The organism is Paenibacillus sp. J22P59 (assembly GCF_059383895.1).
The window spans coordinates 1-25,573 of sequence record NZ_JBXENX010000008.1 but is presented as its reverse complement, the minus strand read 5'-3'; the positions used below and the strand labels follow the sequence as shown (position 1 = coordinate 25,573).

Sequence of the window (25,573 nt, the reverse complement as noted above, 5' to 3'; positions counted from 1 at the left end):
TAACTGTCACAACTGGTTTACGATAGTAACCTTAATCATCTTAGAGCTTCATTCCACATATATCCATTTACACTTACTATATTAAATTATCCGAGGTGAATCAATTGTATAAGTTTATTAAAAAGAAATATACAAGCATGCTTGCTATAATGCTAAGCCTTGCTCTTGTACTCAGTATTGCTGGCTTCTCTAACGGTCCAGTTGTATTAGCAGCAGAGACGGGAATAGAAGATCTTGCAACAAATCAAACGGTAGAACCAGTAACGGAAGAGGCTCCACCCGCACCTGTATCGCTATTAGCTGCTAATGAGATTGCTGCTCCTCAGAACTTGCGACTTATAGAAGTGTCAGATACAAAAATTAAAGTGCAATGGGACCCTGTTGATGGTTATCCCGATCATTGGAACCCAGGATACGATATTAAAGTAAATAATACTCCACTTATTTGGGGTAATGGTGCAGGGCCTTTCTTGATTCAAGGTCTAACACCAGAGACTGAATATAATATTAGCGTTCGTATTGCTAACCGTGATCCTCTCAAAACGGCATTATTCAGTGAGGTTCTGACCGTAACAACGACTGCTCCAGATCCGAATGCTTATGAGACTGCTCCGATAGCAGCTCCACATAATTTCAGAGTTTCTGATATTACGGAAAACGAAATTACGTTAAAGTGGACTGTCAGCCCAGGGACAGCATGGCAGGATTTAAATGTTACAGGATTGACTCCTACGTACTATGGATTAGGTGCAGATATATCAGAAATTAAAATTCCTGTGACTAATCCAACAGTTGTAGGATCCGTATACTTTCAGATAGCGGCACAAGATGAGTTCGGTAAACCATCCAGTAGAAGTGGTGTTGGCTTCAAGTGGGGTGAGCTTCAAGCTCCTCAAGGTCTTTCAGTCGTAACTGCTACTCGGACAACGGTATCTCTGGGTTGGGCACCTACACCAGGAGCAACCTCTTATGAAATTTTCAGCAATGGAAAGAAGATAGGTACAAGCACCTCTAATCGTTATATTGCATCAGGACTAGTTGAAGGCGATAGCTATTCCTTCACAGTCGTTTCTAAAAACAAGCTATGGCAGTCAACACAGAGTGAGTCGGTTACTGCAGTTCCGGGAAGCAATTATAATATTGTAACTTATTTTACAGCTTGGTCTGTGTATGCTCAACGTGACTTCCAACCAACGGATATTGATGTTAGTAAAGTAACTCATATCAACTATTCGTTCACGGATTTATGTTGGAAGAAGACAGGTACGACAGGCGTGAATTGCGAGAATGAAGATTTGCCACTACAGAACCGTTACGTCTATGACGGAGAGATGGTTATTGGAGATATCGAGAAAGATGAGGAAAACTTAGCCGCACTCAGTGCAATTAAGGCGGACAATCCTCATTTGAAGTTGCTTGTCTCTGTTGGGGGCTGGTCATGGTCCAGAAACTTCTCCAATATGGCAGCGAATGAGGTCACTCGCAGAACTTTCGCTGACTCTATTGTAACGTTCTTGCGCCATTACAACTTGGATGGTATTGATATTGACTGGGAATATCCTGTATCTGGTGGTGAGGAAACAAACTCCAGAAGACCAGAAGATAAGCAAAACTATACGCTTATGATGCAAACGGTACGTGAAGCGCTTGATAGCGCAAGTGTTAAGGATGGCAAGTATTATCTGTTAACTATTGCTTCCTCACAAGGTGATGCTTTTACAGTAAATGCTGACTATGCTAATTCTGTTCAGTATCTCGACTTCATAAATATCATGACCTATGACTACAGCGGAAGCTGGAATACAGCAGGTTATCACAATGCTCCATTGTATGCAGACCCTGCTAGCCCTTCAGCTAACAGAAACCGAAATAATGTGAATGGGGGCGTTCAATCCCATTTGAATGCTGGCGTACCTAATTACAAATTAGTTTTGGGCATCCCTTTCTATGGTAATGGGTGGAGCGGTTGCCAACCGACCGGCCAATACGCACCTTGTACTTCTTTTGGTTTATTCGGAACGTTTGTAAATGGTACGTTTGAGTTTTTTGACATTGAAAACAATTATCTAACAAATCCGGATTACGTTCGTTATTGGAATGAGACGGTAAAAGCCCCGTATCTCTATAACGCTAAGACGGGTACCTTTATTGCTTATGATGACCAAGAATCTACCCTGTATAAGTCCTCTTACGTAAGATCAATGGACCTTGCAGGTGCTATGAGCTGGGATATCAGTGGAGACCGTAACTATACGTTGTCTACTGTGTTAGCCCAAAACCTGCCTACTAATGGTGTAGTTAATAATAATGCGCTTGCTGCTCCACAAAATGTAGCTACCATCAGCAAAGATGGCAGCAGTATCTTCGTAGGATGGGATGCAGTTGAAGGCGCGACAGGATACGATGTATTTGTTAATAAGGTATGGAAAACTTATACGGCAGATACAAGATTCAAAATAGAAGGACTGGCTTCTAGTACTGCAAATGTCATTGAGATTATCGCTGTTGAAAAAGACGGAGCTCACATTGAGAGAGTATCTGCAATGAGTAAGGCTCTGAAAGAATCCACCACACTACTGGGTGTAGGTGGAACTACAGGTGGAGGTACAGGCTCTGGTACTGTTACAGGACCTACCAACCCAGTAACGAATAATACGGTTAAGGCAGAAGTGACGAAAGCAGACAACAAAGTTACTGCTAAGGTGAACACAGAAAAGGCGGTTGAAGCAATTAAGCAATCAACCTCCAATAACATTCAAATCATCGTTGAGGGTACAGATAACAATGTAGAGCTCGTGTTGTCTCCGGCGGTGATTAAAGCAATTACTGAGAAAGGTGCTGGAGCTACAGTATCTGTTGTATTGAACAAAATTGAGTATCTGGTTCCAATCGCGGCACTAAATCAGGCATCAGATGCGGTAGAGTTCAGATTTATTATTCAGGCGCCTGCTCAGAGCGTACTGGATCAAATCAAGAATAAGGGTATCAAAACTCTTCTTGCTCCTACAGAGTTCAAAATCGAAGTAAAAGGTACGGATAATGTCTGGAAAGAAGTAACCGAGTTTAATGGTACTTATATCAGCCGTATTTTCAAGCTTGGTAAAGTTGATTTTGATCAGAGCAAAGCAGCAGGTGTCGTGTTTGATCCAGCAACAGGTGAATATCACCCTGTACCGACTGTATTCACGACCAATACAGATGGTACCGTAACGGTTACACTGAAAAGATCCGGCAATAGCATCTATACGCTTATTGAATCCAATGCTACATTTACAGATGTGACTGCAGCTTGGGCCAAAGCAGATGTAGAGGCTGCAGCTAGCAAGCTTCTCGTATCGGGTATCAACGAAAATGTGTTTGGAGCGAATGATAAAATCACTCGTGCCGAGTTCGTATCTATCATTGTCAAAGCGCTAGGCGTAACGCCTTCGTCAGCGAGCTCTGCATTCAATGATGTGAACAGCGAAACAAAATTCGCACAAGACATCATTGCAGCGACGGAGATTGGCATTATTCAAGGGAAGACGGCAACGACATTCGATCCGAAGGGCTTGATTACTCGTCAAGATATGGCCGTTGTCATTGCTAATGCTATGAAATATGCAGGCAGCACGAAGCAAGCTAACTATGAAGTGTTAGCTCCGTTCAAAGATCAGAACAAAGTCGCAGCCTATGCACAATCTGCTGTAGCTATTATGGTTGATTCTGAAATTCTTACAGGTGTTTCTGCAACTAAGCTTGATCCGAAGTCCAATACTACAAAAGCGCAAGCGACAGTTGTAGCTATGAGAATGCTGCGTGCACTTGGATTCTCGAATTAATTTGTAGTAATCAAGAGACTGTACTAAATAGTTGAACTATCTGATATACAGTTACGTTATTAAATTTATTAATAAAAAGCCAAACAGGTTATTTACCTGCTTGGCTTTTTTAATTGGTCTAAAGTATAGTTATTGAATTGATCCAGTATCATTCCATTTTCTTTTTACATATAGTATTATATTGGTTTAAAATCAATTAATTATAAAAAAGGATGATTTACAAAGATATTAGATGCGCTTGAACAAAACAAATCACAAACTTGGAGTAGCTAAATATAAGCATATTGGAGTGGATATATGTATGTATGGCTTTTTTTTGAAAGTGAGATATATACCCATATTTTTATTATTAATACTTTCATTTAGATTATTGTCAATATTGCAAATAGAATCAGGTGCCTGGGAGATTCCTAGTAGCGTTGTTGATGAAAGTAAAGCCATATACAATCAAATGTCTTTACTATTTGGTCTTGAATTACTACTAATAGCATTGGATATTTTACATAGGTTAGGAATGAAAAAAAGACCTTTAATTATTTATGTATTTAGTTTGATTCTATCCATATTTATTCACTTTTATGGAATGAGACAGCAACTTATAAACCTCGGTAGTTCAAGTTCTATTTTATCTGAAATAGTATCTAATTCACTTATATTCGGGATTCCTTTCTCAATTATTGTTGTAGGATATTTAACAGTTTGCAGAGTCAAACATGTTTCCATTTCTAATTCGTCAGAAACAAGTTTAAGGCAGTGAGTAAGTTGCACTTCAGAATAATTAGACACTCCATTCCCTTGATTTTAGCTTTACTAAACCCTACGAAAATAATAATTTCATATGCTTTCAATTCAGTAACATTAAATTTTTGTACATCAATAAAAAAACAATACCAGCAACTTGATAAATAACATTAGCTAAGTGTTCTGCCGCTGCTTAAATTTGAGCTAAAATGGGATATACATTTATCATATAGGAAATACGGGACTTTTGTTAAGTACCTAATGAGTAGGAGGTTCTTTTTATGGGAGCAACATTTACAGCAATTTTTCAGAATCAGGGATCTAATTTGATGTTTGCTTGTAAAAAACTTACTGAAATTATGTTTGATACGCGAAATGAAATAGAAACATGGGAATGGACGTACTATAAAGAGGATAATTTTTCTGCGGAGCGTGTTAATATTCATGGTCAGCTCGAATTTCAAAATGTAAGTGGTTTTCAGATAAAATTAGGAAGTCATTTTTTTATGTTTGAAATCTTAATCAAATGGCATACGCTCTTAGAAGATGAGCTGTTGCAAAATCGAATACGCCAAGATTTGAGTCGTTTTTCAAAAAGATTTGGGCCAGCCATTTTTTTACCTAGTAATTGTAGGGTAGATATTATTGAATACTTACAAAAAAACCGAACTTGGGAAGATGTTGTAGATGCATTAAATCAACAATTGGGTAATCAAAAAGAAACTCTCAATGAATTATTGAGATGTGTTGAAAGAGAAGAGAAACGCTGTGGTTATTACATTGAGTTTTTTTGAAGTTCTTGGAGGAGGTATTGATTGATCGCAACTCTATTTTTTTATTGAAATTTTCATTTCACGAAAAGATATGGTACAGATAGATAATGTATTGATGGTCGGAGTCGTTATTTTGGCTTTTAGTTTAATTGGTTTGTTTCTAAAATTTACAGTTGAAGATTTGATTCACGATGCTCTCGTTATACCTTCCGTGTTAGCTGGCCATTTTTAAAATGAATTCAGATTTAATAAGCAAAAAAATGAATTTTACCACATGCAAGTATGTACTTGCATGTGGTTTTTAATTTGACTTTAAAGTGCTGATAGTTTGCTCTTCTGATAATGAATATAGCTAGTATTTGAGGTGGATAAAAATAGGTAGTCTTTATTCTAATTGAAAATAAAACTTTCGAATTTGAAACAATTAGGGTAATTCTATAAGTGGTTAATTTAACATATGCAGATCCAGAGATTTGATTGAAATAATATCCTTCTAACGCTGAAAAAACTCGATCCATTCCCCTTCTGGACCTTGAATAAAGAAGTAACGATGGCCGTTCGGCAGTGTCGTAATGTCTTGATCAATGAACACAGCCTCTGTAAGCTTCAGTCTGGCGAATTCGGCTTCGACATCAGGCACATGAATGGCGAAGTGATGGACTTTCCCTTCTGTGGGAAGCTGGTCATTATATCCCTGAATAAGTTCGATTTCTGTCTCATCTGAATGTCCGAAGCCGAGAAAAGCCAGTTCCATGATACCGTTGGAATGCTGCATCCTGCCTTTTAGCTCCAGACCGACGATAGTCGTATAGAAACGGATGGTCGCTTCGATGTCTTTGACCATGACGCCTACATGGTCTACTCGTTTATTTTGCATGGGCATATTCCTCCTTATTACACAGCTTCAATATAATCCAAGCCATGCTTGTATAACTATAGCTACATAATAGTGTTGACATTAGAGACGGTCAACTTATAATAATATTAGTTCATAGTATTCAGGTTGGAATAATAAGATATATAAGCTTCGGATTGGAGATGTGCTGTGGAAAAAAGAAGACTCGGCAATAGTGAGCTATTTCCGTCGATCATTACCTTCGGGCTTGGGGATGCAGGAGAAGTAGGATGGAGCGGTGCTGCGGAGAATGAGGTTATTCAAGCAATAGATTATGCTATTGGGCTAGGCATTAATTTTTTTGATATTTCCTCCAGTAAGAGCTCAGATGGTCTTGATAAGGTGATTGGAAGAGCCTTGAAGCCCATTCGGGATCAAGTCATTATAGCGACCAAATCGGCAAGCCATGAGCGGGCAGAGCGATCTAAGGCTTCCTCTAGAGCAGATCTGATTCGAGAAGTGGAGGATAGCTTGCTCAGACTGGGCACGGATTATATTGATTTATATCAATTACAGCCTTCTGGTGCGAGAGAAAGCCTGCGGATCGAAGAATCTTTGGATACGTTGAATGGTCTAGTATTGGCTGGCAAAATCCGCAGTATTGGTGTGAGCAATTTCCCCGTTTATCAATTGGTCGCTGCTCAATCTATAGCTCCAATTGTATCGCTGCAGTCCCCTTATAATTTGTTCCAACGCCAAGTGGAATATGCGGAGCTTCCTTATACGGAACGAGGCAGCATCGGGTTTGTAGCAAGCAGTCCTCTAGCCCAGGGACTACTGACAGATGCATTTACTCAAGCTGATTCAATATACAAGGAGCATCCCTTTAAGAAAGATACTGATAAGGTGGAATTGTTGGCAAGCATAGCGAAGAAGCTAGGGAGGCCCCTCAGCCAGCTAGCGATTAATTGGCTCCTATATAACCGAGCAGTTACTAGCGTGGTCGTAGCTGCCAACACAAGGGCTCAGCTTAAGGAGATTGCAGATACTGTATCTTGGAAGCTAAGCTTTGAGGAATACGAGCTAATAAGTCGGTTATTTGAGCCTGATTCTTCCTATGTCATTTAGTGAGGAGTAAGACAATATTAAAAGCCTCCAATCCCACTGTTGCAGTGGAATTGGAGGCTTTATTGGTACCTTATAAAATTACTTTTGTACAGGCTCCCGATCAGGAAGCTGGCTGACATAGCTGTCGGATAGCTTCAACAGCTCTAGTGCGCGGTCATACTCGTCTTTTGTTGCTTCACCAGATTGCTCTGAGCCATTGCCTGCAAGCGGATGATGGGTTCCATCCTCATAGCCGCTGCCGGATAAGAATAGCTCTTGGCTGCTTACAAAGGAGCCAGTCGGCAAATAATAACGCTGTGGAAGCAAATTGTAAGCTTTATTATTCAATAAATCTTGGCCGAAGTGAATCTGATCGTCGAGCGATACACCAAGAAGATTGGCCGCTGTAGGGAGAACATCGACCTGTCCGCCCACATGATTGAATACTTTCGGCTCTGTAATGTTGTTAGACGCGATAACGAGCGGAATATTAATCATATCGGTGTAGCTATATTCACGGCCGTAAATTTCTTTCATGAGCTCTTTGTCATCGCGGTCCAAGGAATAGATAGGCAGACCAAGATGATCGCCATACAGCATAATAACGCTGTTATCCCAAATTCCCCGCTGCTTCAAATCCTCGATGAATTGACCTAGTGCATAATCGGCATAGTTCTGAGCTCTGATATAATCACCTACAAAGGTGTTCTCATATCGCTCAGGCAGCTCCATCTTATACTTCGAAGCAGGGATCGTGAATGGATGATGAGCTGTCATCGAGATAACCTGTGCATAGAACGGATTATCTTTCTTATCCATAATCTCTAGCTCATCTGCTGTTTTCTTATAGAGCATTTCATCAGAAGCACCGAAGAAGATCGTATCTTCCTCTCCGAAATAAGCTTTATCATAGTAATGATCAAAGCCAAGTGCCTTGTACATCTCGCCGCGATTCCAGAACTCTACGACATTCGTATGGAAGGTGGCTGATTCATAGCCTTGCTTCTTCAGCATCTTAGGAATGCTGGATAGCTCTTTGCCGGCGTAGGCCTGAGTCGCAGCACCATGTGACGGAATGTGGTAGGAAGTATTCACGATAAATTCCGCATCGGAGGTGTTGCCTTGGCCTACTCCTTGATAGAAATGATTGAAGTAATAATTGCTGTTAGCAAGCTTGTTTATATTAGGAGTAATTTCCTTCCCGTCTATCTTCAGGTTAACAAGGAAGTTCTGGAAAGATTCCATCTGGATAATAATCAGGTTCTTGCCTTTGGCAGCTTGCCACAGCTCAGGAGTCTCGGACTTCTGAATTCCTTTCAGCTGGTCGATCTTGGCTTGCGTAATTTCTGTTGGATCAACAAGCTCTTGCTTCTTATTGGAGAAGATCGTGTATGCCTCGTAATTGAGGATACCCATCTGCTCTGCCTTCACAATTTCGTTCATGCTAGCGCGATTCGGCATAATGTTGAATAGGCACAGCGCCATTGAAATACCTAAGAGCGTTGTAAGAAAGGTGCGATTCATGCGTTTCTGGCTGGCAGTCTTCCATTCCTGCCCTTTCTTGCGACGGGCCAGAAAATAACCCATAACGATAATATCAATAAAGACTAACAAATAATAAGGGTCCATTAAAGAGAATACGCTATTGCTTACAGCGGTAACCTGATTCACCTGCTGCAATGCCAGATAAGTGACGATTACACCATAATACTTATAATACATAAGCACGGCGAACAGGATGGCCGTCATGAGCAAGTTGGCCGTTAAATAATAGACCAGCTTTCTCTTGGTAGCAAAGAACTCTATTAAACAGAATACGATGAGTGCAAAAGGAACTTCTTTGAGCAACGTTGTCCACGAAGGACTGCCAAACACAACCATCCAAGTCAAAAAGCTCTTGAGTAGAACGATTATAGAAAAAACAAGAATGGGTCTAGCGCTGAAAAGCCGTTTTGTGGTTAAAGCTGACACGATACCGCCTACCTTTCACAACAAAAACAGGCTGTTCCCCAATCATCAGCCCGCATTGTCTAGTACTCTAAATTTACGATTATTTAATACCCATTATGCCCTCTTTCATAGGGCAATGTCAAAAGGCAAAAGGCACCTTGCTCACCAATACAGAAGGGTAATAGCGGGAAAATAAGGATAAATCTAGGAAATGCATTCAAATTAGAAATTTCTCAGAAATTACTATCTGACATTCAGCACTACTTTTAATGCTTCTTCACGTCTATTCCTTTATAGTAGATAAAGTCTACTAGTCAGCTTTACTATAATATGCAGCTATTCCTACTATAAAAGGACAGTAAGGAGCCTATCATGAGCGTACAATATCAACGGAATTTAGGTAATCAGCAGAACAGACAGAGGAAAAAACGCAAAAGAACAGGTCTATTATTTGCAGCAGTGTGTGTGGTTGCAATAGCGGGGTTTCTATTAGTGCAATATGATAATTCTAGCGCTCTTCCACCTGGGGAAGAGGCGAATATAGGAGGAGCAGTTGAACCGACTCCAACTCCAGCAGTATCCCCTACACCTTCCGATGAGCCGTCTCCCACGGATTCAGAGCCGGAAGAAACGGTAGCGCCAACGACTGAGCCAACAGCAACACCTAAGCCGCCAAAGGCAACACCTAAGCCGTCCCCTAATGGAGATATGGCTACAGTAGCTGAGCCGGATAGTGTTACGGCATTAGTGAACAAGCAAAATAAGCTGCCGGATGGCTATGAGCCCGCTGATCTAGTATATCCAGATGTTCCATTTATATTCAGCGAAAAAATCGACAAACGAAAAATGCGCAAGGAAGCAGCAGGCGCATTAGAGGAATTGTTCGCTGGAGCCAAAGAAGACAACATCCATTTGGCAGGCGTATCTGCTTATCGCTCCAAGGCTACACAGACTACCTTGTTTAATCGTTACGTGAAAAAGGATGGACTGGAGAAAGCCAAAACATATAGCGCTTATCCAGGTACAAGCGAGCACCAGACAGGGCTGTCTATTGACGTTTCGGGAAGCACTGGCAAATGTGCGGCGGAAAGCTGCTTCGGCGGAACAGACGAAGCGATCTGGCTGGACAAGCATGCAGCGGAATACGGCTTTATTATCCGTTATCCAGAAGGAAAGCAAGATATAACCGGCTATAAATACGAGCCGTGGCATATCCGTTATGTAGGCAAGGAATTGGCACAGAAAATCGCGGATGCAAATAGTACGCTTGAGGAGTATTATAATGCAACGCCAGTAACTAATTAGTAGCTAGTACAGCAGCGGCAGGATGCCTTCTGAATGCAATGCAGAATAATCTCATGGCAGAAGAAGGCATTATGCCGCTTGCTGTTCTTAGATCTTTGATTCGAAGGTTTTGCAGTCGGTTTCCTCCGAGTTGCTGGCTTGCTTACCGCGGTTGCTCACCACATAGATGGACGAAGCGCCGCAATGATTGCCTGCAGCCCAGAATTTACATGAGTTCACTTCACAAAGTACATCCTTAGCCATAGAGATTCACCTCCTCAGCTCTAGGATAGACAAAGCCCCTGCTTCTTTATACCTGCGGCTTCAATCCATTTCATAGATAGAGCCTGATTTGCCAGCATACAGCTCTGCATAGACTTTCTCGGCATAGGCATCCGTCATTCCTGATATATAATCAGCAATAAATCTCGGCCAGCTCCAGTTATGCCCATGCTCCTCATAGCTAGCGACCCAATCTGGCGGAAGGATGAGACGTCCGTGCTCAGGCACCTTGAAGCTGTCCCATAGACGGCGGATCATAATCTCATTGCGGCGCTGCAGCCGCTGTACGCGGAAGTCTTTAATCAGCGTTACCCAAGCAAGCTTCTTTAATATCTCCATCGTACGGAGCATCTCCAGATCCTGCTCGCCTTCATTGACAAAGGTTACGGCTTTCCATCCTTTGGAGGGTACATCAATGATTCCTACCTTGCCGGCAAATACGCTGACCCATCTTGCCTTCATCTCTCTGCGAGTACGTGATGTTTCATTGCCGTATAAGGCATACAGCTCTTCCCATTGCTGTAAATAAGAGGCCAGCACCTTCTCGACCATAGCCGGAATATCTACCTGATCCCAGCCTACCTCCATGTTTCCCTGATCTTCTACTATTTCTTGTACAAGATTGTGAATGAGACGTTTGTCTTCAAAGAAAGTTCGATTCATTTGAATCTTGCCTGCGCGAATACCGTCTTCAATATCATGGGTCGAATAAGCGATATCATCGCATAAATCCATGAGCTGGGCTTCCAGCGTAGAGCAGCCTACGGGCATTTGCCACATGTCTCGAAGATGATTGATTTCCTGCCATTCTGATTTATACAGGCCTTTCAGGCGCCCGGGCTCATCAAGGGAATAAGGATATTTATTAATAGCAAGCAATACAGCCGCTGTCAGATCAAGCCCGCTGCCGCTGCCTGCTCTTTTTTCTAGAAACATAAGAATACGGAAATTCTGGGCATTGCCCTCGTAGGCGAGACCGTGCTCATCCATTAACAGCTGATTCAGGACCTCTTCTCCCTTATGGCCAAACGGAGGATGGCCTAGGTCATGTGCGAGAGAAGCAATCTCGACAACAGCGCGATCGAGTATTAATCCGGGGTGTTCTCTGAGGGAAAGAAAAGTATATTGCTTGTTCAATCGACGTGCAATCTCTCTAGCAATTTGCGAGACCTCCAGCGAATGGGTTAAGCGGGTTCGATAGTAGTCGCCTGACCCCGCGCCAAATACCTGAGATTTGCCTTGGAGCCGTCTGAACACAGGAGATTGAATGAGCCTGGCATAATCGCGCTCATATTCATCACGTTCCTCACTAAAGGTACTGAGCGTTGGCTCATCCAGCCGAAGCTTGCGTAGATCCATTGTTGTTCCTCCATTCCGCCTTAGTCCATTATGCATATTGATAAATAATCATTCTGTTTGAACATCCTTCGTTCTTAGAGTATGATTTGATTACTATTGTATATAAAATTGGATTCCATAGCGAATTCGTCATGTAATTACTTGAACCTCAAGGAGCCCGCTTTTTATGAATATTGTGCAGGACATCTACTCGTTTTTCACCATCCTCAACATACTGTTAGCGGTAACGGTTATCTTCCTTGAACGGAGGAATGCAAGCTCAACATGGGCTTGGCTAATGGTCCTTTATTTTATTCCATTCTTCGGGTTCATTCTTTATCTCATATTTGGTCAGCGTCTGCGTAAGCGTAAGCTCAATAAGCTGCTTGGCTACAGCCAGCGTATTATCGAGGATACAATTGAGGGGCAGAAGCAGCAATTAGTGGAGCGAAGCTTAGCCTTCAACGATCCTGCCACTAATGGATACACCGATATGATGTATATGAATCTGATGAGCAGCTTTGCTTTGTATACGCAAAATAACGGTATCCAAATCTTCACGGACGGCAATCGCAAGTTTGATGCGCTAATCGAGGATATCCGGTCTGCCGAGCATCATATTCATCTTGTCTACTACATTGTGCGTGATGATGAGCTGGGCAAGAGGCTTGTGAATGCGTTGACGGAAAAGGCAGAGCAGGGCGTGGAAGTAAGATTTTTGTATGACCACATCGGGAGCAAGGGACTTCCCAAGCGTTTTTTCCAAGGCTTAAAAGCAGCAGGAGGGCAAACGGCAGCCTTCTTCCCTTCGCGAATCCCTTATTTGAATCTCAAGCTGAATTATCGGAACCATCGGAAGCTCGTTATTATAGATGGTCATACCGGGTACATCGGAGGATTCAATATTGGCGATGAATATTTGGGCAGGGATAAATATTTCGGTAATTGGCGGGATACGCATCTTCGTATTCAAGGGGGAGCTATTCAGCAGATTCAGGCGCAATTTCTAATGGACTGGAATTTGGCTTGCTCCGGTATGATTGAGCTGAATGAGCATTATTTTCCACAGAAATTCTCGAGTGGAGGAACGATTGGCATGCAGGTGGTAGCCAGTGGACCCGACACGGAATATCAGCAGATCAAGCATGCTTATATCAAAATGATCTACGCGGCCAAAAAAAGCATTTGTCTGCAAACCCCGTATTTCGTTCCAGATGAAAGCTTGATGACGGCCTTGAAGATCGCGGCTCTCTCAGGAGTGGATGTGAAAGTGATGCTCCCAAGCAAGAAAGACCATTTCTTCGTCTACTGGGCAACGCAGTCCTACTTCAGTGAGCTGCTGGCGGGTGGAGTTAAGGTCTACTTGTATAACAAAGGATTCATGCATGCAAAAACGCTTGTTGTTGACGGGCAAGTTGCATCGGTCGGAACAGCCAATATTGATATTCGCAGCTTTAAGCTGAACTTTGAGATGAATGCGTTTATCTATGACAGCGCCACTTCAGAGGAATTGCAGCATATCTTCGAGGAAGACTTAAAGGATTGTGCGATGGTCATACCGGATAAATTTAGTCGTAGACCGCTGTTCAATCGATTCAAAGAATCAGTATGCCGATTGCTATCACCTATTCTATAATGATAAATGCGCATAACAAAAGGGATTCCGCTTATCTATGATAACCGGAATCCCTTTACCTTTCTGAGAAGCCATTATTCAATTTAATCTAACGCTCCATTCCAAACGAATGTCGATAAGTACTCGCTATTCTTCTGCTTATTTTTCTTCTTCTTCTTCATTCTTCTTGTTACCTTCTTCTTTGCCTTCAACCTTCAATGGATTCCCACATGCCCGATGAATCGTGAACTGCTCCTTTCCACTAAAGTGGGGGACATGCTTCGCTAGCCTGCTGCAATGGACTATCCCCTTTCGTTTTGAAGTAAGTTCATCATACACTATTATTTTAATATTGTAAATATTCTGATAATTAAAAAATATTCATAATTTGACTGAGGTGCTCATTTAGATTTATACTTAGTCTAAATTAAATAAGTAAAAGGAATGAATAAGCTATGACAAAAATAAATTTAACTATACAGCGAAAGGCGATACTGGATGTTATCCAGCAATCCCATGATCATCCGACAGCGGCGGATGTTATGGAACGCCTTCGCGATAGCGGACACAGCTTCGCTTATGGTACCGTATATAACTCCCTTCGATATTTGACCGATGCAGGAATGATCAGAGAATTGAAGCTGGGTGAAGCAATAAGCCGCTATGATGCAAGAACGGAGGATCATCAGCATATTGTATGCAAGAAATGTGGGAAAGTCGGGGAAGTGCTGACAGAGGTACCGAAAGAATGGGTAAATAAAGTTGGTATGGAAACGAGGTTTGTAGAGCTTCAGGCTCATGTCGTACTAGAGGGGGTATGTGAATTATGCGCCAGCCAATAACCTTCAATAAGAATAACCAGCAGGCTGGTGCTCCTGTTGGCGGGGATTTGAAGGAGGAGGAGCTGCTGTTGAATAGCGGAGCTGCCTGTTCCTTGACCAAACGGGTGATGGTTGTAAGTCCCTTCCCGGAACGTCTGCACAGCTTGCTGCGCCTATTAACGGCTGAATGCTTCGATCTATTCACTCTGCACGACTTGAACAAGGGCTTCGTCAGCAGCCTGCAGCCAGAGCTAATCCTATATGACGCGATGCCTCATCCTCAGCTTAACCCGAATGCGGTGGAGGCTTTTCATACGGCGCTATTGCAGACTGAGCATTTGAATCAGGTGCCTATCTTGTATCTCATCGTTGATGAAGCGAATGTAGCGATCCATTCACTTCCAGAAGGTACGGAGCTGCTTGTCTGGCCTGCCGACGTTCAGGAGGCACTCGGAAGAATAAATGCGATCTTGGAGCAGCATGCAGGCACTGGCAGAGACCAGATGGTGGAATCAGCATATACCTTCAAGGATCTAACGATTGACCTTAAAAGAATGACGCTCTATCGCGGCCAAGAACGAATCGATCTGACTAAGACCGAATATGAGCTGCTCCTTCAGTTCGTTACATCAGATGGAGCCGTTCTTTCTAGGGAAGCGCTGTTTGATTCCGTATGGGGAAGTCAATTTCTAGGAGGCAGCAACGTTGTTGATGTTCATATCAAGACGCTGCGCAAGAAGCTGAAGGATAGTGCGGTCGCTCCGAAATATATCGTAACTGTTCGTGGAGCAGGTTATCGCTTGGCAGAGGACATAAAGGAATAGCAAGAGAACCCAGCTCATACAATCTTCATCCTACATTCATCTGATCTTCATGACAGCAGATAGGCCTGTCGATATAATTATATTTAATACTTAGATCAAGTCTAAATATAAATAATGATGATTTTGGAGGGATATAGACATGAGCAATCATTTAACAACCAATCAGGGAACGATTGTAGGAGATAATCAGAACTCACGCACGGCGGGGCAAAGAGGACCAACCCTTATAGAGGATTATCATTTATTGGAGAAAATCGCTCATTTTGACCGGGAACGGATTCCAGAGCGCGTCGTACATGCTCGTGGTGCTGGCGCTCATGGCGTATTCACCTTAGAGAAAAGCATGAAGGCGTACACGAAAGCTCATTTCTTGCAGGATGCTGGGCATGAGACAGATGTGTTCGTAAGATTCTCTACAGTCATTCACGGAACGGGTTCACCGGAGACTGCCCGCGATCCACGCGGATTCGCTGTTAAGTTCTATACAGAGGAAGGAAATCTAGATATCGTAGGCAATCACTTGCCGGTATTCTTTATTCGCGATGCGATCAAGTTTCCAGATATGGTCCATTCCTTGAAGCCTTCTCCGCAGACGAATGTGCAGGAGCCTGGACGTTATTGGGACTTCATGACGCTGTCGCCTGAATCTACACATATGATGACCTGGCTATTCTCCGATCATGGAACGCCAGCCTCTTATCGTGAGATGGATGGCTTCGGCGTCCACGCCTTCAAGTGGATCAATGCGGAAGGGAAAGTCACTTATGTGAAGTACCACTGGAGAACGAAGCAGGGCGTACGAAATTTCACAGCGGAAGAATCTAGTGAGATGCAGGGCAAAGACTTCAATCATGCAACGCGCGACTTATTCGATGCTATCGAAGCGGGCAACCATCCAGAATGGGAGCTGTATGTGCAATTGCTGCCGGTGGAGCATGTGGATCGGTATGCCTTTGATGTGCTGGACCCGACAAAAATGTGGCCTGAGGATATGTATCCCCTGAACAAGGTGGGCACGATGACGCTGAATCGCAATCCGCAAAATTATTTTGCAGAAGTGGAGCAGTCTGCGTTCTCGCCAAGCGCACTCGTTCCGGGCATTGAGCCTTCTGAGGATAAGCTGCTTCAAGGACGGCTGTTCTCCTACCCCGATACTCAACGCTATCGTCTTGGGGCCAATTATTTGAATATCCCGGTGAATTGCCCTTATGCGCCGGTGCGCAATCATCAGCGTGATGGAGCAATGACGATGAAGGCGGATCCTTCGTCGGTGAATTATGAGCCGAATAGTGACTCTGACAGCCCGAGAGAGGATGCAGCTTATCAGGATAGCTATTCTCCCCTTCAAGGCCATGCAGGACGCCAGCGTATTGACAAGACAGATGATTTTACACAAGCTGGGGAGCGGTACTTATCCCTTTCGAAGCCAGAGCAGGACAATTTGGTGAAAAACCTTGTGAATGATCTGTCCCAGACGAATGCTGATATTCAATTGCGTGCGGTATGCAACTTCTTCCGTGCCAATGTAGAGCTTGGAACTAGGCTTTCTCAAGGGCTCGAGGTAGATATTCGCAAATACGTTCCTCAAGGCTAAAGGTGTATAGCAACAAAAGGGAGTTAACGTCATATTGACGTTAACTCCCTTTTTGCAGCCCGGCTGCAAGCTAGCTGCTTCGTTGGAATTGGCTCATATATAGATTGAAGTAGAAGCCTTGCTGCACGAGAAGCTCTTCATGAGTACCGCGCTCCATAATGCCGCCTTCACCTACGACTAGAATTTGATCAGCCTCACGTATCGTACTTAGCCGATGAGCAATTACGAAGCTGGTGCGTCCAGCCATCAGTCCGCGCATGGCCGTTTGAATATGCATTTCTGTTCGCGTGTCGATGCTGCTGGTTGCTTCATCTAGAATAAGAATAGCAGGATCGGCGAGAACGGCACGAGCTATAGTGAGCAGTTGTCGCTGACCTTGACTGAGATTGCTGCCGCTTGGAGCAAGCTTGGTATCATAGCCTTCCGGGAGCTTCATGATGAAGCTGTGGGCATTAGCCAGTCGTGCTGCCTCCTCAATCTGCGCGTCAGTGGCATCGAGCCTGCCGTAGCGAATATTCTCACGTATCGTATCGGAGAAGACGTAAGCATCCTGAAGCACGATGCCGAGCTTGCGGCGCAGGCTGTCCTTGTCTAGTGCCCGGATATCAATGCCGTCTATCGTGATGGAGCCGCTGTTAATCTCATAGAATCTCGTCAGCAGGTTAATTATCGTTGTCTTGCCGGCTCCAGTTGGTCCGACCAATGCAATCATCTGGCCGGGCATCGCTGTGAGTGAGACATCTCTTAATACAGGAACATTTTCTTTGTACTCGAACGATACATGCTCGAAGCGCACCTCTCCTCGTACTTCATCGAGCTGCTGCTTGCCATCTTCAATATATTCGGAATCCGTATCCATCATCTCGAATACGCGTTCTGCGCCAGCAACAGCTGATTGCAACAGATTGAATTGATTCGCCAGCTCATTCAATGGGCGTTGGAATTGCTTTGAATAATTCATAAAGCTTACGATGACGCCAACCGAAGTCCAATCGCGAAAAGCCATCCAACCACCTACAGCCGCAATAAGGGCGAAGCTCATGTTATTGAACACGTTCATGAAGGGTCCAATGGTACCGGAATAGATTTGTGCTTTGATGCCTACGCTTGTTAATTTTTTATTAATCGTGTCGAACTGCTCGGCTGCACGCTCTTCACTGCGGTATACCTGTACAACCTTTTGACCGGATACTGTCTCCTCGATAAAGCCATTCAATTCTCCCAAACTTTGCTGCTGGCTGGAAAAGAAGCGACGGGTATAGCGTGCTACAGTCTTGGTGAACAGCATAACCAGCGGAATGGTCACCATGCTCAGCAAGGTCAGCCATACATTCAGCCACAGCATGATAGCAAGTGAGCCGATCAGCATAATAAGGCTGGATAGCAGCTGAGTGACACTCTGACTTAGGGTGCTTGATACATTCTCGATATCATTCGTCGCCCGGCTCATCAACTCTCCGTGTGTCTTGCTATCGAAGAACCTTAGCGGGAGCTTCTGGAGACGGGCGAATAGATCGCCTCGCATATCTCTTACGGTATGCTGAGAGGCCCTAACCACCAAATGCTGCTGCAGCCAAGTGAAGGCTGCTGTTCCTGCATAGGCGGCAAGCAAGCCGATACAAAGCTTCAGCAGACCTGAGTAATTGCCAGGCAAAATATAACCATCAATCGCATGCCCGATCAGATATGGAGCGATTAAGGACAGTATGGTAGCGCCAAGCGTAGCAAGGGAAACACCGATTAATTCTAAGCGATAGCGGCCTAAGTACTGCCAGATGCGCCGTAATGTCTCTATCGTGTTTTTCGGCTTTGCCTTAGATGTGGATTGTCCAAGTGGAGGCCTCATGCCGAGATTAGGCATATCGCGCGGCGAATGCTCATTCGTTCGGGATTGTTTCACAAGGTTAGCCATAGATAGGCGCCTCCTCTCCAGCTTGTGAACGGTAGATGTCTTGATACAGCTCGCAGCTGCGCATCAGCTCTTGGTGTGTGCCTTGAGCGATGAGTCGGCCTTCATCTAGAACGAGAATGTGGTCGGCATCCATTACGGAGGTGATGCGCTGGGCAATCAGAAAACGGGTTCGTCCCAGCATAAGCCGCTGTAATGCTGCTTGGATGCGAGATTCCGTCCCGATGTCAATGGCACTTGTGCTATCATCCAGAATGAGAATCGAGGGCTGCAGCAGTAAGGCTCTTGCAATCGAAATACGCTGCTTCTGCCCACCGGACAGGTTCACTCCCCTTTGTCCAAGCAGAGTATCATAGCCGTCAGGCATCTCCATAATGAAGCCATGCGCTTGGGCGGCTTCGGCGGCGGCCCTTACCTCTGCATCTGTGGCATCAGGCTTGCCGAAGCGAATATTGTCACGGATTGATCCGCTGAACAGAATAGATTCTTGCAGCACAATGCCGATATAGCTTCGCAGCTCATCTACTTTAATATTGCGAATATCCATCCCATCGAGTAAGATACGTCCTTCCGTCGCTTCATAGAGCCGAGGAATCAGGTTGACTAATGTAGATTTGCCTGCTCCCGTAGCGCCGAGAAGAGCAATGGTCTGCCCAGCTCTTGCTGTAAAGCTAATATCATGAAGGACCGCGTCGGATTTGCTGCCTGAGTAGGAGAAGGATACATGCTCGAAGGTAATTTCCCCATTCTGATAGGTATGCTTGGATGCGTACTTCGCGCTCAGAATCTCTGAATCGGTGTTCATTACTTCATTAATGCGCTCTGCGGACACCTTGGCGGTTGAGAAACGAACGAGCATCATGCCGACCATAGACAACGAGAACATCACTTGCGTGACATAGTTAATGAAGGCAACCAGATCTCCTACAGGAAGAGAGCTGTTCTGTGTATCCAGTCCGCCATACCATAGCACAGCTGCGATAGTGACATTCAAGATGAAGGTGAGAATCGGCATATTCAGTGCGACAAGCCGCATTGCCTTGATAGCGGTCCCTGTATAATCTTCGTTGGCCTCACCGAATCGTTTATTCTCATAGCCAGCTCGCACGAACGCTTTGGATACTCGAATGCCCGCGAAGTTCTCCTGCAATACCGAATTCACTCTGTCGAGCTTCTTCTGCATCCCAGAGAACAACGGCAGCGTGGCACGAATAAGGATATACATGACTGCGAATAGCAAAGGAATAACGATAGCTAGAATAAGGGCAAGCTTAGGGCTGATTAGAACAGCCATAATAATGCTTCCGATGACAAGCAGAGGAGCACGCACGAATATGCGCAGCAGCATCATCACAAGCGTCTGTAATTGCACGATATCACTGGTTAGTCTGGTAATAATGGAGCCTGTCTTGAGCTCATCCAGATTACGGAAGGAGAAGGTCTGTACCTTGCGGAACAGGTCACCCCGAAGATCGGCTCCGAATCTCTGGGCCGCGATGGAGGAGAATACCGTACAGCCTACACCTCCGATGAGACCGATAATAGCAGCGCCGAGCATGAACAAGCCATTCGTCTGGATATGAGCGAGATCACGCCTCGCGATGCCGTTGTCTACAATACTAGCCATCAGTGCTGGCTGGAGTAAATCCATAGATACTTCTAATAACATAAGCAGAGGGGCAAGCAGGACGGCGACCCAATGCGGCTTCAAATAATGAAATAATTTCAACATGATCATAACACCTCAAGATTTTGTATCGGTCTGGTTATGCTGCTTCAGATTGCTTCCTACTCTAGCGAGCAGTTCTTTCAGAAGGAGGCGTTCCTCCTCGGCAAATCCATGTAATGCTCGATCTTCTAACATCTGCAGCGTCTCGCGAATTTCTGCTAATACGACCTGACCTTTCTCTGTTAAAAAAATACGGTAAATACGTTGGTCCCGCTGATCGGTCTCACGCCGAACCATACCGTTCTTCTCCATTCGGTTAAGCATAACTGTCAATGTAGCTGCTTTGATGTCGAGCTCTTGGGCAAGCTCGTTCTGGCTTCTGCCCGGACCCCGATGTAAGGCGAACATAAGCGGCGGTTGACCGGGATAAATCTCATATTCATGCAAAAGCGCATGCAGCTGCTGCTGGTGCATGCGCATCAAATGTCTGATGGTTCGCATTACATGGTCAGGCCCATTGCGGGTAGGCATAGGGAATCAACTCCTAATCAATTAGTTTGCCGACTAACCATTGTAGTGTATTGCCAATAATTATAAGTGTCAAGTCTGAATCGCTGCCGCTCATTTTCCTACTTTTATTTGCAGTGACTAAAAATATGCAGTACGATAAAAGCGACTGTTCAAAAGGTAGTTTTCAGGAGAGAATGGAGTTGGTATGCTGTGCGGCTATCCACAGAGTTCCTACAGATCGGTTCAATTATATTCTCGGCTTTTGCCGGTCTGATGCTGATCATATTGCGTGTACGAGCTGGCAAACAGCCAACATCGCTGCGCAAAATTATTATACCGCCGCTTGGCATGGCGACGGGCTTTATTATGTTTGCTTTTTCGATCACGCACATTCCTTGGGGGTGGGGCTTGGCTGCCTTCGGAACAGGAGTGCTTATCTTCGCGTTTCCTCTTGTTGTTACCACTCGATTAGAGCGCGTAGAGTCAGAAATTTATGTCCGCCGCTCAAAAGCGTTCATCTTGATCATGATTATTTTGTTTGTTATCCGCTTCTCCCTTCATAGCGTTGTGGAGCAGTATATGTCCATTCCGCAGACGGGAGCGATTTTCTATCTATTAGCATTTGGGATGATCATTCCTTGGCGCCTGGCCATGGTGAGTGATTATGTAAGACTGAATAGGTTGGAATCCTCCTAAATATAAGAATAGCTAATTCTCACAGCGAGCTGGAGCCAATGTTTGGTTTGACTTTGTGAGTGCAATTATGCTATTCTCTATTATATAAATTGTATGCAATTTAATTGTTATAAACTTTATTCAATGGAGGCGGATTGAGATGTCTGTATATCAATATGACGTAGAAACGATTCAAGGAGATAGCGTGAGCCTGGATCAATATAAAGGGAAAGTATTGGTCGTGGTTAACACGGCGAGCAAATGCGGATTTACCGCACAATACTCCGACCTGCAGAAGGTATATGAGCAATATAAAGATCAGGGCGTGGAGATTCTAGGATTTCCGAGCAACCAATTTGGTGAACAGGAGCCGGGCACGAATTCGGATGTCCAGAGCTTTTGTCAAATGAACTATGGCGTTACATTCCCTTTATTCGCCAAGTCGGATGTAAGGGGAGAAAGCGCTCATCCCTTGTTTGCTTACTTAAGTGAAGAGGCACCGTTCCAGGGATTCGACACCTCGGAGCCAAGCGGCAAAATGCTCAATGCGTTCTTAAGCGAGAAGCTGCCGCAATTTCTAGAGGGAAATGATGTGAAGTGGAATTTCACAAAGTTTCTGATCGACCGCAACGGTAATGTAGTCAAACGCTTTGAGTCTACGGTAGAGCCTCTTGCTATGACTGGTGATATTGAAAAGCTATTGTAAGTCGAACATAACGTGAAGCCCTCCCCAGCCTGATCAGGCTGGGGAGGGCTTTTTGCTGTGATCATTTTTGATTAGGTTTCGTACCAAGTAGCAGCTGCTCCTGTACCCATCAGTCCAAGAAGAGTTAGTGAGCCCTGAGTATTAATGGTAAGCGTTTGACCTGGAGGAACGATTAGGCTGCCATTGAAATCTAATTCGCAAGGGCCCGGCATAAGGGGATATACAGAATAAACGGTGCCTCCTGTTGGAGCAAAGATCGAAGAAGCTGAAGTCGTAACACTCGTCACTGTACTGCTCAGGTTTAAATTACTGGGGATGAGTGCAGACGGTGAAGCGACTGTGGCTCCCCTTAGCACCGTAAGCTGACCTGAGAAGCCGGATAATAAGCTTAATGCAATATTCGTGTAGCCCGTTATTTGAGAAAAATATAGCGTTCTTCCACTGCCTATCGGGTTGGCAATTTGAATAGAAATGTTGACCGTTCCTCCAAGTAAGCCTAACGAGACGCTATTCGAAGCATAGACAGAGAACAATCGGCCTGCTGAGAAAGAAGCTTTTGAAGAGGCGGGTTCAGTTGTTCCACGTGCTGTTATGGAGTTCTTGGATACCGTTGAAAGAGGTGCATTCGGCCGATTGAATATCGAGTAGTTAGGCATTAGACCTCCCACCACTCAATATTGGCTGCCGCCGTAATGGCGCCAGGTCCTACTAAAATGGTAATCGCACGGTTAGGCGGAACGATAATTCCTCCTGTGTATACAAGAGAGAACATGCCTGCTGCTAGGAGCGCAGTGGTGAATAGAGTGGGTGTGCCAGTCACAGCTCCTGTTGCTACACGTGCTGAAGCTACGCTGGTAGTGGTATTGCCGAATTGGCTATTGAATGGCGTCGGTGTAGTGCCTCCCGTTACGGTGCCTCCAGAATAGAGGTTGATAGTAGCAGCTGCGGTGATTCCACCTGATATCCGAGAAATATACAAGGATCTCCCACTGAGGTTAGGATTCGTAATCTGTATCAGGAGATTGGAGCCGCCGGCTACAGCAGTGCTGGCAGATGTAATAATGAATAAACGCCCTTGGCTGGCAGCATTTCCCTCGGGGGGAGTAATGGTGGCAGGAGAGACATAGGAGTTGTTAATCAATATATTCAGCGGATTGGCTAGATTGTTAAAAACCGAATTATTAGTCATTACTTCACCTCTTATCATCGCTTCATTGCTTGTATTATATGAATCTTCTTAATTATCCGTATGGGGAGATGAAGCGGCGAAATAAAGATAAGTCATTTGTGCTTGCGGCATGAGCCGCTTCTCATTGTTGATAGCATTCATACAGTATTGAAGCATGGACATTGAGGAGAAGAGGCATATGGGAAACACGGCGGGAACCTGCAGAAAGTCGACCAGTTCTATATGCTGCCGGTGTTATAGACGCAGGAGGAGAAAACGCACAACTAAACATAGAGTAGCCGGATGCAAGCGAAGACCAGCGGGAGCCGACTGCAGGAGAAAACCACCAGCACGTTCTAGATTGTTCACTACCGTGACGCTAGACAATCTGGTTACTTCTAATCAATTCGTTCCGCTGCCTAAACAGGATACCTCTGAGAAATCGGTATATTCTTACGCAGTTGTGAACCGGGGGGAGAACCCTGCGCTCGTACAACTCCAAATTGGACCGAACGGGAGAGATTACTCGGTTGATTTGGAAGGGGTAATTGAGAAGGGAAGTACTCAGGTCATTACTCCATCGAGGTTTATGCATTATACGAGATTGCTGATTCGGTCACAGCAGCCGGAGCAGCCAACGACGCTTGATGTATATTTTCAAGCTCAGCAGGCTTAGAATTCCAATCGTTCGGGGTCGTCAGAAAAATGTGATAAGAAGAAGGTGATGGTAATGCCCAACTTTTCTACTTTTAACCCAAATCCGGATAATCTGCGTACGCTAGTATTCGGTAGTGACAATACGGCAACAGCAAGAGCACTAGCAACGGATACCGCCGGCCGTTTAGTGAACGTTATCCTAGATGGAACAATTAGCAGCCTGCTTGGCGTAACCATTACAGCAGGAACGATTAGTGCGGTGTCAGGAGCGACGATCACAGCGGGGACGTTGAGTGCAGTTTCGGGGGCGACCATTACAGCAGGAACGTTAAGTGCGGTGTCTGGCGCCACGATTACAGCGGGAACATTGAGCGCAGTGTCGGGAGCGACCATTACAGCAGGGACAATAACGAGTGTATTGGGAGCGACAATCACTGGAGGCACCGTGGCGATTTCGAGCGGTACAGTCGCGATCTCAGGCGGTACAGTATCGGTAGCAGGTGTGACGATTACTGGAGGAACACTTAATGCGGTAACAGGGGCGACAATCACAGCGGGAACGTTGAGTGCGGTAACGGGAGCAACGATAACAGCGGGAACATTGAGCGCGGTGTCAGGAGCGACGATAACAGCAGGAACGTTGAGTGCAGTATCGGGAGCGACAATAACAGCAGGTACAATAACGAGTGTACTTGGAGCGACAATCACTGGAGGCACCGTAGCAATCTCGAGCGGAACAGTTGCGATTTCAGGAGGAACGTTAGCTCTTTCCGGTGCAACGATTACTGGAGGAACCTTAGATGCAGTGCTAGGAGCTACGGTCACGGCAGGGACGTTAAATGCGTTATTGGGAGCAACGATCACAGCAGGAACGTTAAGTGCGGTGTCTGGTGCTACGATAACAGCAGGAACAATCACGAGTGTACTAGGAGCAACAATCACTGGAGGAACCGTAGCAATCTCGAGCGGAACAGTTGCGATTTCAGGAGGAACGTTAGCTCTTTCCGGTGCAACGATCACTGGAGGAACCTTAGATGCAGTGCTAGGAGCAACGGTCACGGCAGGAACATTGAACGCGTTACTGGGAGCAACGATAACAGCAGGAACGTTAAGTGCAGTGTCTGGTGCCACGATAACGGCAGGAACAATCACGAGTGTACTAGGAGCAACAATCACTGGAGGAACCGTAGCAATCTCGAGCGGAACAGTTGCGATTTCAGGAGGAACGTTAGCTCTTTCCGGTGCAACGATCACTGGAGGAACCTTAGATGCAGTGCTAGGAGCAACGGTCACG

General features: G+C 44.8%; 21 protein-coding genes. 12 read left to right on the top strand and 9 right to left on the bottom strand.

Features of this window, described 5'->3' with window-relative positions; all coding sequences use genetic code 11:
* Positions 1-104 precede the first annotated feature (104 nt).
* The gene (locus AC50YO_RS14935; protein WP_494848173.1) at positions 105-3,821 is read left to right on the top strand and encodes a glycosyl hydrolase family 18 protein; all 3,717 of its coding nucleotides are present in this window, start codon (positions 105-107) and stop codon (positions 3,819-3,821) included.
* Between the two features lie 1,022 nt (positions 3,822-4,843).
* Positions 4,844-5,356 (top strand): hypothetical protein, encoded by a 513-nt coding sequence (locus tag AC50YO_RS14930; RefSeq protein ID WP_494848172.1) that lies wholly within the window; start codon positions 4,844-4,846, stop codon positions 5,354-5,356.
* Between the two features lie 472 nt (positions 5,357-5,828).
* On the opposite strand, the gene AC50YO_RS14925 is transcribed toward AC50YO_RS14930, so the two are convergent.
* Entirely contained in the window at positions 5,829-6,212 is a 384-nt protein-coding gene (locus AC50YO_RS14925; protein WP_494848171.1) for a VOC family protein, read from the bottom strand.
* A gap of 168 nt (positions 6,213-6,380) precedes the next feature.
* On the opposite strand from AC50YO_RS14925, the gene AC50YO_RS14920 reads away from it, so the two are divergent.
* Positions 6,381-7,298, top strand: a complete 918-nt coding sequence (locus AC50YO_RS14920; protein ID WP_494848169.1) for an aldo/keto reductase — start codon at positions 6,381-6,383, stop codon at positions 7,296-7,298.
* A 78-nt stretch (positions 7,299-7,376) separates the two neighbouring features.
* Here AC50YO_RS14920 and AC50YO_RS14915 read toward each other — a convergent pair whose 3' ends face one another.
* Entirely contained in the window at positions 7,377-9,248 is a 1,872-nt protein-coding gene (locus AC50YO_RS14915; RefSeq protein WP_494848168.1) for an LTA synthase family protein, read from the bottom strand.
* A 351-nt stretch (positions 9,249-9,599) separates the two neighbouring features.
* On the opposite strand from AC50YO_RS14915, the gene AC50YO_RS14910 reads away from it, so the two are divergent.
* Positions 9,600-10,532: a M15 family metallopeptidase gene (locus AC50YO_RS14910; protein WP_494848166.1), complete on the top strand. Its 933-nt coding sequence runs from the start codon at positions 9,600-9,602 to the stop codon at positions 10,530-10,532.
* Between the two features lie 87 nt (positions 10,533-10,619).
* Here the strand turns inward: AC50YO_RS14910 and AC50YO_RS14905 are convergent, their stop codons facing one another.
* Together AC50YO_RS14905 and AC50YO_RS14900 are read right to left on the bottom strand one after the other, a co-directional pair.
* Positions 10,620-10,775 carry a DUF1540 domain-containing protein gene (locus AC50YO_RS14905; protein ID WP_494848164.1) on the bottom strand — a complete coding sequence of 52 codons (156 nt, stop codon included), beginning with the start codon at positions 10,773-10,775 and terminating at the stop codon, positions 10,620-10,622.
* Positions 10,776-10,835: 60 nt separating this feature from the next.
* Positions 10,836-12,152: a deoxyguanosinetriphosphate triphosphohydrolase family protein gene (locus AC50YO_RS14900; RefSeq protein ID WP_494848162.1), complete on the bottom strand. Its 1,317-nt coding sequence runs from the start codon at positions 12,150-12,152 to the stop codon at positions 10,836-10,838.
* 166 nt (positions 12,153-12,318) lie between these two features.
* Here AC50YO_RS14900 and cls point away from each other — a divergent pair, with 166 nt between their 5' ends.
* The 4 genes from cls to AC50YO_RS14880 all read left to right on the top strand — a co-directional run bounded on the left by cls (position 12,319) and on the right by AC50YO_RS14880 (position 16,985).
* Positions 12,319-13,767 carry a cardiolipin synthase gene (gene cls / locus AC50YO_RS14895; protein WP_494848160.1) on the top strand — a complete coding sequence of 483 codons (1,449 nt, stop codon included), beginning with the start codon at positions 12,319-12,321 and terminating at the stop codon, positions 13,765-13,767.
* A 434-nt stretch (positions 13,768-14,201) separates the two neighbouring features.
* Positions 14,202-14,588 carry a Fur family transcriptional regulator gene (locus AC50YO_RS14890; RefSeq protein WP_494848159.1) on the top strand — a complete coding sequence of 129 codons (387 nt, stop codon included), beginning with the start codon at positions 14,202-14,204 and terminating at the stop codon, positions 14,586-14,588.
* On the top strand, positions 14,573-15,391 hold the full coding sequence (locus tag AC50YO_RS14885) for a winged helix-turn-helix transcriptional regulator (RefSeq protein ID WP_494848157.1): 819 nt from the start codon (positions 14,573-14,575) through the stop codon (positions 15,389-15,391). Before AC50YO_RS14890 ends, AC50YO_RS14885 begins: the two co-directional genes overlap by 16 nt.
* A gap of 139 nt (positions 15,392-15,530) precedes the next feature.
* The gene (locus tag AC50YO_RS14880) at positions 15,531-16,985 is read left to right on the top strand and encodes a catalase (protein WP_494848156.1); all 1,455 of its coding nucleotides are present in this window, start codon (positions 15,531-15,533) and stop codon (positions 16,983-16,985) included.
* Between the two features lie 70 nt (positions 16,986-17,055).
* Here the strand turns inward: AC50YO_RS14880 and AC50YO_RS14875 are convergent, their stop codons facing one another.
* Genes AC50YO_RS14875 through AC50YO_RS14865 form a run of 3 tightly spaced genes read right to left on the bottom strand, consistent with a single transcriptional unit; the run spans position 17,056 to position 21,094 of the window.
* Positions 17,056-18,897: an ABC transporter ATP-binding protein gene (locus tag AC50YO_RS14875; RefSeq protein WP_494848154.1), complete on the bottom strand. Its 1,842-nt coding sequence runs from the start codon at positions 18,895-18,897 to the stop codon at positions 17,056-17,058.
* Positions 18,890-20,626, bottom strand: coding sequence for an ABC transporter ATP-binding protein (locus AC50YO_RS14870; protein WP_494848152.1), 1,737 nt, complete (start codon positions 20,624-20,626; stop codon positions 18,890-18,892). Before AC50YO_RS14870 ends, AC50YO_RS14875 begins: the two co-directional genes overlap by 8 nt.
* A gap of 12 nt (positions 20,627-20,638) precedes the next feature.
* Entirely contained in the window at positions 20,639-21,094 is a 456-nt protein-coding gene (locus AC50YO_RS14865) for a MarR family winged helix-turn-helix transcriptional regulator (RefSeq protein WP_494848150.1), read from the bottom strand.
* A gap of 189 nt (positions 21,095-21,283) precedes the next feature.
* Here AC50YO_RS14865 and AC50YO_RS14860 point away from each other — a divergent pair, with 189 nt between their 5' ends.
* Entirely contained in the window at positions 21,284-21,769 is a 486-nt protein-coding gene (locus AC50YO_RS14860) for a CcdC family protein (RefSeq protein WP_494848149.1), read from the top strand.
* A 139-nt stretch (positions 21,770-21,908) separates the two neighbouring features.
* Positions 21,909-22,454, top strand: coding sequence for a glutathione peroxidase (locus AC50YO_RS14855; protein ID WP_494848148.1), 546 nt, complete (start codon positions 21,909-21,911; stop codon positions 22,452-22,454).
* A gap of 71 nt (positions 22,455-22,525) precedes the next feature.
* Here AC50YO_RS14855 and AC50YO_RS14850 read toward each other — a convergent pair whose 3' ends face one another.
* Entirely contained in the window at positions 22,526-23,110 is a 585-nt protein-coding gene (locus tag AC50YO_RS14850; RefSeq protein WP_494848146.1) for a hypothetical protein, read from the bottom strand.
* Positions 23,110-23,643 (bottom strand): hypothetical protein, encoded by a 534-nt coding sequence (locus AC50YO_RS14845; protein ID WP_494848144.1) that lies wholly within the window; start codon positions 23,641-23,643, stop codon positions 23,110-23,112. Before AC50YO_RS14845 ends, AC50YO_RS14850 begins: the two co-directional genes overlap by 1 nt.
* Before the next feature lie 352 nt (positions 23,644-23,995).
* Here AC50YO_RS14845 and AC50YO_RS14840 point away from each other — a divergent pair, with 352 nt between their 5' ends.
* Positions 23,996-24,298, top strand: coding sequence for a DUF6385 domain-containing protein (locus AC50YO_RS14840; RefSeq protein ID WP_494848142.1), 303 nt, complete (start codon positions 23,996-23,998; stop codon positions 24,296-24,298).
* Positions 24,299-24,352: 54 nt separating this feature from the next.
* Positions 24,353-25,573: beta strand repeat-containing protein (locus tag AC50YO_RS14835; protein ID WP_494848140.1), on the top strand; the 1,221-nt coding region annotated here is incomplete at its 3' end.

Excerpts from the sequence above, each read along its gene's own strand:
- AC50YO_RS14930 (WP_494848172.1), top strand. The coding sequence starts at position 4,844 with ATGGGAGCAACATTTACAGCAATTTTTCAGAATCAGGGATCTAATTTG.
- AC50YO_RS14925 (WP_494848171.1), bottom strand. The coding sequence starts at position 6,212 with ATGCAAAATAAACGAGTAGACCATGTAGGCGTCATGGTCAAAGACATC.
- AC50YO_RS14910 (WP_494848166.1), top strand. The coding sequence starts at position 9,600 with ATGAGCGTACAATATCAACGGAATTTAGGTAATCAGCAGAACAGACAG.
- AC50YO_RS14905 (WP_494848164.1), bottom strand. The coding sequence starts at position 10,775 with ATGGCTAAGGATGTACTTTGTGAAGTGAACTCATGTAAATTCTGGGCT.
- AC50YO_RS14900 (WP_494848162.1), bottom strand. The coding sequence starts at position 12,152 with ATGGATCTACGCAAGCTTCGGCTGGATGAGCCAACGCTCAGTACCTTT.
- cls (WP_494848160.1), top strand. The coding sequence starts at position 12,319 with ATGAATATTGTGCAGGACATCTACTCGTTTTTCACCATCCTCAACATA.
- AC50YO_RS14890 (WP_494848159.1), top strand. The coding sequence starts at position 14,202 with ATGACAAAAATAAATTTAACTATACAGCGAAAGGCGATACTGGATGTT.
- AC50YO_RS14885 (WP_494848157.1), top strand. The coding sequence starts at position 14,573 with ATGCGCCAGCCAATAACCTTCAATAAGAATAACCAGCAGGCTGGTGCT.
- AC50YO_RS14880 (WP_494848156.1), top strand. The coding sequence starts at position 15,531 with ATGAGCAATCATTTAACAACCAATCAGGGAACGATTGTAGGAGATAAT.
- AC50YO_RS14875 (WP_494848154.1), bottom strand. The coding sequence starts at position 18,897 with ATGGCTAACCTTGTGAAACAATCCCGAACGAATGAGCATTCGCCGCGC.
- AC50YO_RS14870 (WP_494848152.1), bottom strand. The coding sequence starts at position 20,626 with ATGTTGAAATTATTTCATTATTTGAAGCCGCATTGGGTCGCCGTCCTG.
- AC50YO_RS14865 (WP_494848150.1), bottom strand. The coding sequence starts at position 21,094 with ATGCCTACCCGCAATGGGCCTGACCATGTAATGCGAACCATCAGACAT.
- AC50YO_RS14855 (WP_494848148.1), top strand. The coding sequence starts at position 21,909 with ATGTCTGTATATCAATATGACGTAGAAACGATTCAAGGAGATAGCGTG.
- AC50YO_RS14850 (WP_494848146.1), bottom strand. The coding sequence starts at position 23,110 with ATGCCTAACTACTCGATATTCAATCGGCCGAATGCACCTCTTTCAACG.
- AC50YO_RS14845 (WP_494848144.1), bottom strand. The coding sequence starts at position 23,643 with ATGACTAATAATTCGGTTTTTAACAATCTAGCCAATCCGCTGAATATA.